This window comes from Candidatus Streptomyces philanthi, from assembly GCF_059553635.1.
The window spans coordinates 1-6,359 of the sequence record NZ_JCANQV010000311.1 but is presented as its reverse complement, the minus strand read 5'-3'; the positions used below and the strand labels follow the sequence as shown (position 1 = coordinate 6,359).

At 72.5% G+C, this 6,359-nt stretch carries 5 protein-coding genes and 2 pseudogenes; 4 read left to right on the top strand and 3 right to left on the bottom strand.

Annotated elements, in window-relative coordinates:
* Positions 1-1,799, top strand: a 1,799-nt coding sequence (locus tag AC51EU_RS25535) for an ABC transporter ATP-binding protein (protein WP_496269426.1), incomplete at its 5' end; no start/stop codon positions are given.
* A 124-nt stretch (positions 1,800-1,923) separates the two neighbouring features.
* Positions 1,924-2,112 (top strand): annotated as a pseudogene (locus AC51EU_RS25530) (aminopeptidase); the annotation flags it as partial.
* A gap of 77 nt (positions 2,113-2,189) precedes the next feature.
* On the opposite strand, the pseudogene tnpA reads toward AC51EU_RS25530, so the two are convergent.
* Positions 2,190-2,599: pseudogene (gene tnpA, locus AC51EU_RS25525) on the bottom strand (IS200/IS605 family transposase); the annotation flags it as partial.
* 26 nt (positions 2,600-2,625) lie between these two features.
* Here tnpA and AC51EU_RS25520 point away from each other — a divergent pair.
* Complete coding sequence (locus AC51EU_RS25520) at positions 2,626-3,438, top strand: RNA-guided endonuclease InsQ/TnpB family protein (protein ID WP_496269425.1); 813 nt, start codon at positions 2,626-2,628, stop codon at positions 3,436-3,438.
* 32 nt (positions 3,439-3,470) lie between these two features.
* Positions 3,471-3,728 (top strand): hypothetical protein, encoded by a 258-nt coding sequence (locus AC51EU_RS25515; RefSeq protein WP_496269424.1) that lies wholly within the window; start codon positions 3,471-3,473, stop codon positions 3,726-3,728.
* Positions 3,729-3,773: 45 nt separating this feature from the next.
* Here AC51EU_RS25515 and AC51EU_RS25510 read toward each other — a convergent pair whose 3' ends face one another.
* Positions 3,774-5,585: a glycoside hydrolase family 3 protein gene (locus tag AC51EU_RS25510; protein WP_496269423.1), complete on the bottom strand. Its 1,812-nt coding sequence runs from the start codon at positions 5,583-5,585 to the stop codon at positions 3,774-3,776.
* A gap of 325 nt (positions 5,586-5,910) precedes the next feature.
* A partial coding sequence (locus tag AC51EU_RS25505) for a sugar phosphate isomerase/epimerase family protein (protein WP_496269422.1) occupies positions 5,911-6,359 on the bottom strand: 449 nt, incomplete at its 5' end.

The window sequence follows — 6,359 nt, the reverse complement described above, 5'->3', positions numbered from 1 at the left end:
CCGCCCTGCCGCCCGCCACCGACACCCCGGACATCGACGAGGAGCGGGCCGGCAGCCCCGAGGACTCCTACGGGCTGCGCCGGCTGCTGCGCGGCTTCGGCGTCCCGCTGGCCCTGGCCCTCGCCCTGGTCGCGGTGGACGCCCTCGGCGGGCTGCTCGTCCCGATCCTGATCCGGCACGGCATCGACGAGGGCGTGCGCCGCGGGGTCCTGGCCGGTGTCTGGACGGCCGCCGCGCTCGCCCTGGTCACCGTCCTCGCCCAGTGGGCCGCGCAGGTCGGCTCCAACCGGATGACCGGCCGCACCGGCGAACGGGTCCTCTACTCCCTCCGCGTCAAGATCTTCGCCCAGCTCCAGCGTCTCGGCCTCGACTACTACGAGCGCGAACTCACCGGCAAGATCATGACGAGGATGACGACCGACGTCGACGCGCTGTCGACCTTCCTCCAGACCGGCCTGGTCACCGCCGTCGTCTCCGTCCTCACCTTCTTCGGCATCCTCGTCGCCCTGCTCGTCATCGACGTCCAGCTGGCCCTGGTCGTCTTCGCCACCCTCCCGCCGCTGATCATCGGCACGTACGTCTTCCGCCGGCAGAGCGTCAAGGCGTACGAACTCGCCCGCGAGCGGATCAGCGTGGTCAACGGCGACCTCCAGGAGAGCGTCGCCGGACTGCGGATCGTCCAGGCGTTCCGGCGCGAGGACGACGGCGCCGAGCGGTTCGCCGACCGCAGCCACGCCTACCGCCAGGCGCGGGTGCGCGGCCAGTTCCTCATATCCGTCTACTTCCCGTTCGTGCAGCTGCTGTCCTCCGTCGCCGCCGCCCTGGTGCTGATCGTCGGCGCGAACCGGGTCGGCGCCGGGACGCTGACGGCCGGCGCCCTGGTCGCCTACCTCCTCTACATCGACCTGTTCTTCGCGCCCGTCCAACAGCTCTCCCAGGTCTTCGACGGCTACCAGCAGGCATCGGTCTCGCTCCGCCGCATCCAGGAACTGCTGCGGGAACCGACCACCACCCCGGCCCCCGCCGAGCCCCGCCCCGTCGACGCGCTGCGCGGCGAGATCACCTTCGACGACGTCCACTTCCGCTACGGCGACCACGACGAAACGGCCCTGTCCGGCATCGACCTGACCATCCCCGCGGGCCAGACCGTCGCCTTCGTCGGGGAGACCGGCGCGGGCAAGTCCACGCTGGTCAAGCTGGTCGCCCGGTTCTACGACCCGTCGTCGGGCGCGGTCCGCGTCGACGGCACCGACCTGCGGGAGCTGGACCTCACCGGCTACCGCCACCGCCTCGGCGTCGTCCCCCAGGAGTCGTACCTCTTCCCCGGCACGGTCCGCGACGCCATCGCCTACGGACGGCCGGACGCCACCGACGCCGAGGTGGAGGCCGCGGCGCGGGCCGTCGGCGCCCACGAGATGATCGCCACCCTCGACGGCGGCTACCTCCACGAGGTCGCCGAACGCGGCCGCAACCTCTCCGCCGGCCAGCGGCAGCTGCTCGCCCTGGCCCGCGCCGAACTCGTCGACCCGGACGTCCTCCTGCTGGACGAGGCGACCGCCGCCCTCGACCTCGCCACCGAGTCCGTCGTCAACCGCGCCACCGACCGCCTCGCGGGCCGCCGCACCACCCTGGTCGTCGCCCACCGGCTGACCACCGCCGCCCGCGCCGACCGCGTCGTGGTCCTCGACCACGGCCGGATCGCCGAGGACGGCACCCACGCCGAACTCCTCGCCCGCGACGGCCGCTACGCCACCCTGTGGCGCAGCTTCACCGGCGAACAGGAGCCGGTGACGGTCTGACGGAAAGGGCCCGGGGGCGGTCCGCGCCGCCCCCGGAGCATGAACTCCCCGGGACAAAGGGGCTGGTGGGAACCGGGTGCACCGATTAGGTTCGGCGCGACCACCCCACCCCACGGGAGAACACATGCGAAGAACCCTCGGACGGCTGGCCTCGCTCGCCGTCCTCATAGGCACGGTCGGCGCGGGCGCGGGCGCGGCCCCGGCACAGGCGGCGGCCCCCGCCCGGCCGGCGTCACCGGACATCAAGGACCGGCTGCTCGCCGTGCCCGGCATGAAGCTCGTCGAGGAGAAGCCGGTCGACGGCTACCGCTACCAGGGCTCGTCGCAGTGCGCCGGGTTCGGCCCGGTGGTGAAGCGATTCTGAGAAGTGCTCTGACGCGCCCCTTGGAGCGGACGGTTTTGCTGCTCAATGTACTGAGGGCGACCGATAGCGGGGCTCCGCCCACGAACCCGGCGAAGTACGAGCCGGACCACAGCTTGTTCGCGCGGTAGGAGTGCTGTACCAGGTCGGGGAACTCTTGCCGGAGGCGGCGGGAGGGCACGCTCTTGAGGGAGTTGACGAGTGTGGAGACGGCGGCCTTGGACGGGAATTCGGCCAGCTGACGCACGTGGTTTGTCTCGCCGTTGAACTCGGTCAGCTCGGTCTCGGAGTCCGCGCACACGTCACGCATGGCATCCTGGCGTCGCGTCAGGTACCGGTCATTGAACACGTTATGACGGTACTTCGTCACGAAAACCAAGTGTGCGTGCGTAAGGAACGGGCAATGTCTGCCAGTTCTGTTCTCTCCGCACTGAGCCATAAACCAGCTGTATTACGTTGATCGGCATGCAGCTTCGTTATGCCTTCCGTATCGAGCCGGGCCCCGGTCAGCGCATCGCGCTGAACCAGGCCTTTGGCTGCGCACGGGTGGTGTGGAACGACTGCCTTCGGGCACGGCGGGACGCACACATCGCGGGCCTGCCGTATCCGAAGTCGTCACAGTTGTCGAAGCGGTTCATCACCGAGGCGAAGCAGACCCCTCAGCGGGCATGGCTCGGGGAGGTGTCCGCTGTGGTGCTGCAACAGTCCCTGCGGGACCTGGGTACGGCGTACTCCAATTTCTTCGGGAGTATCAAGGGCACTCGCAAGGGGCCGAAGATCGGTGAGCCGCGCATGAAGACGAAGCGGGACAATCGGCAGGCCGTGAGGTTCACTGCCAATGCCCGCTGGTCGATCACAGCGGATGGAAAGCTGAATCTTCCCAAGATCGGTCCTGTGCGGGTCCGCTGGTCCCGCGTGCTGCCGTCCGTACCGTCCACCGTGACCGTGATCAAAGACTCGTCCGGCCGGTACTGGGCGAGCTTCATCGTGGAGACCGACCCGGCGGCCGAGATCCTGCCCCCGGTCGAAGGAGACCAGGGCATCGACCTCGGCCTGACCCAGCTGGAGTACAGGGCCAGCAGGTACGGCCGCACCCTCACCAAGGTGGACCGGGCGTTCCCGTCTTCCCAGGTGTGTTCCGCCTGCGGGCATCGCGACGGACCCAAGCCCCTGCATATCCGGGCATGGGCCTGCGACCGGTGCGGCACCCGACACGACCGCGACCACAACGCGGCGAAGAATGTGAAGGACGAAGGGCGGCGCATCCGCGCCGCATAGAGCAGCACCATCCACCCCCGGACCGGGGGCCCTTGCCGGGCAACCGGCAAGGTAAAAGCCTGCGGAGCGCACGTAAGACCAGGGTTTGCCCCGGCAGCGCGCACAACACCCACCAGCGTGGGGAGGAAACAGGAACCCAGCTCAAGGACGCCGACCGCACCAAGGCCACCGCCTCCCTCCTGACCTGGGCGGGCCTCCCGGCGAACGGCACCCCCGCCAAGGCCGCCGCCCCGTACGACAAGAAGCTCGACAAGCGGGAGCCGCGCCGGACGCCGGCCCCGCGCCCCTGACCCCGGCAGCCGGGGCGCGCCCCTTCCCGCGGCGCGCCCCGGCTGTCAGTACGTCAGCCCGTGCCCGATCGGGTACAGCTCCCGCCCAGGCTCATCGGCCCGCATCACCGGCACCGGCAACCGTCCCGACGGACGGCGCACCCCGGCGATCACCCGCGCCGCCGCCCGCAGCTCCACATCCGTCCACGAGTACGCGACCAGCGCCGCCCGCACCCCGGGCAGCCGCGCGATGTCGTACGGATGGTGGACGGCCAGCTGGACCACCGGCTTCCCGGACGCCGACAACGCCTCCACCAGAGTGCGCTGCGCGGTGTGCGTGGCGATGTCGTACGTGGCCGCCACCACCGCGTCGTGCTCCCGCAGCGCCCCCACCGCCCCCTCGATCGTCCCCGCGTCCGGCGCCGTCCCCGTGGGCAGCGCGGTGGTGGCGAACCCCAGCTCCCGCAGCGTGCCGGCCAGGACGCCGGTGGGCGGACCGCCGGTGCCGGACGGCGGGGCCGGGTCGGCGCCCACCACCAGCACCCGCCGCTCCCGGCGGCGGGAGAGCGGCAGCACCCGGCCGTCGTTGCGCAGCAGGGTGGTGGTGCGGTCCGCGATCCGGTCGGCCGCCGCCCGATGGGCCCAGGTGCCCACGACCCGCTCGACCGCCCGGTGCGAGGTGTACGGATCGGCGAAGAGACCACGCCGCTCCTTCAGCAGCAGGATGCGCAGCAGCTTGGCGTCGATCTCCCGCTCGGTCAGCTCACCGTCCCGCAGCGCCCGCAGCACGGCGGAGTGCGCGAGGGCGAGATCGGGCGGGTTGAGGAGCTGGTCGGCGCCCGCCTTCAGCGCCAGCACCGGCACCCGTTCGTCGCCGTACTTCTCCCGGACGCCCTGCATCCCGAGCGAGTCGGTCACCACCACCCCGCCGAAGCCGAGGCGTTCGCGCAGCAGCCCGGTGAGGACCGGGCGGGAGAGGGTGGCCGGGTCGCCGCTCGGGTCGAAGGCCGGTACGACGATGTGCGCCGACATCACACAGTCGATGCCCGCCGCGACGGCGGCCCGGAACGGCGGGGCGTCCAGCCGCTCCCACTCCTCGGCACTGTGCCCGATGCGCGGCAGCCCCACATGGCTGTCGGTGTCCGTGTCGCCGTGCCCGGGGAAATGCTTGGCGCAGGCCGCGACCCCGGCCTCCTGATAGCCGCTCACCTGCGCGGCCACCAGCCGGGACACGGCACGCGGGTCGGCGCCGAAGGAACGCACGCCGATGACCGGGTTGGCCGGGTTCACATTGACGTCGGCGTCCGGCGCGTAGTCCTGCCGCACCCCCATCGCGTACAGCTCCGCGCCGGCGATCCGGGCCGCCGTCCGGGCGTCCGCGCGGGAGCCGGACGCGCCGAGCGCCATCGCCCCGGGCAGAAGGGTGGCGGGCGCGCCGATCCGGGCGACCGTGCCGTGCTCCTGGTCCGTGGAGATCAGCACCGGGACGGGGACGCGCTGGGCGGCGGCGGCCCGCTGGATGCCGTCGGACAGCCCGGCGATCTGGTGCGGGTCGCGGGTGTTGTGCGCCCAGCCGAAGTAGATGATGCCGCCGACGTGGTACGTCGCGACGAGTTCGGCGGCGTCGGACACCCCGATCTCCGCGCGGTTCGCCGCCACGTCGGCCGGGTCCGGGTCGGTCGCGGAGTGCCCGTACACCCGCATCACGAACAGCTGCCCCGCCTTCTCCTCGGGCGTCATCCGCGCGATGAGACCACGCAACCGGGCCCGCACCTCGGGGAACGCGGACCGGGGCGTTTCGGCCCGCGCGGGGGCGGCACCGGCGGCGCAGGCGGCCGCCGCGGCGGCGGTGGTCAGGACGGTACGTCTGGAGTGCATCCGCGCTCCTTCCGGGGGCGTCCCCAGGCTGGAGAAAAGTGCCGTGAAGACACGCATAACCGGAAAAGAGGTGCCGGTCAACGACCGGGGGAGGGGGTGGCGGGGGGACGGGGAGCGGGCTGAGGGGGTGGGGAGGTGTGTGGGGGTCCGGCCGTCGGGTGGTGTCCGGTGGAGTGGTGACGGTGTGGCAGGGGCGTGGGGCGGGCCGGTCTTCCGGGGCGGCCGGTGGGCGTGGTGAGGGGGACGGGCACGGGGCCCGTACGCCTGGCCTTCCGGCGGCGGTCGCCGTCCTCCGGCCGCCCCGTCCTCCGGCCGGCGGACCCCGTCAGCCCCCGCGCCCGTCCTCCACCAGCCCCCGCAGATGCTCCCGCCCGGCCGCCAGCAGGTCCGGCAGCGGGGCCGCCTCCGGGTACCAGCGGCGTTCGTACTCCCAGCACACCCAGGGGCCCGCGTCGTCGGTCTCCACCGCCGCGTCCACCGGGGCGGTGCCACGCCGGTGGGCGGCCAGGCAGGCGGCGAGGGGGACGGTCCCGGCGCCGAGTGCGAGGGGTGTGCGGTCGTCCGCCGACGCGACGTCCTTGACCTGCACATAGCCGAGGTAGGGCGCGAGCGCGGCCTCGGTGTCGGCCGGGGCCTCGCCGCCGAGGACGGTGTGCAGGACGTCCCACAGCGCGCCGACACAGCGGTGGCCGACGGCGCCCAGGACCCGGGCGACGTCCGCGCCGGTGGGATGGGAGTCATGGGTCTCCAGCAGCACCCGTACGCCCCGGTCGG

Bases quoted from the DNA above. Each gene is read 5' to 3' on its own strand.
- AC51EU_RS25510 (WP_496269423.1), bottom strand. From the start codon at position 5,585: ATGCACTCCAGACGTACCGTCCTGACCACCGCCGCCGCGGCGGCCGCC.
- AC51EU_RS25520 (WP_496269425.1), top strand. From the start codon at position 2,626: ATGCAGCTTCGTTATGCCTTCCGTATCGAGCCGGGCCCCGGTCAGCGC.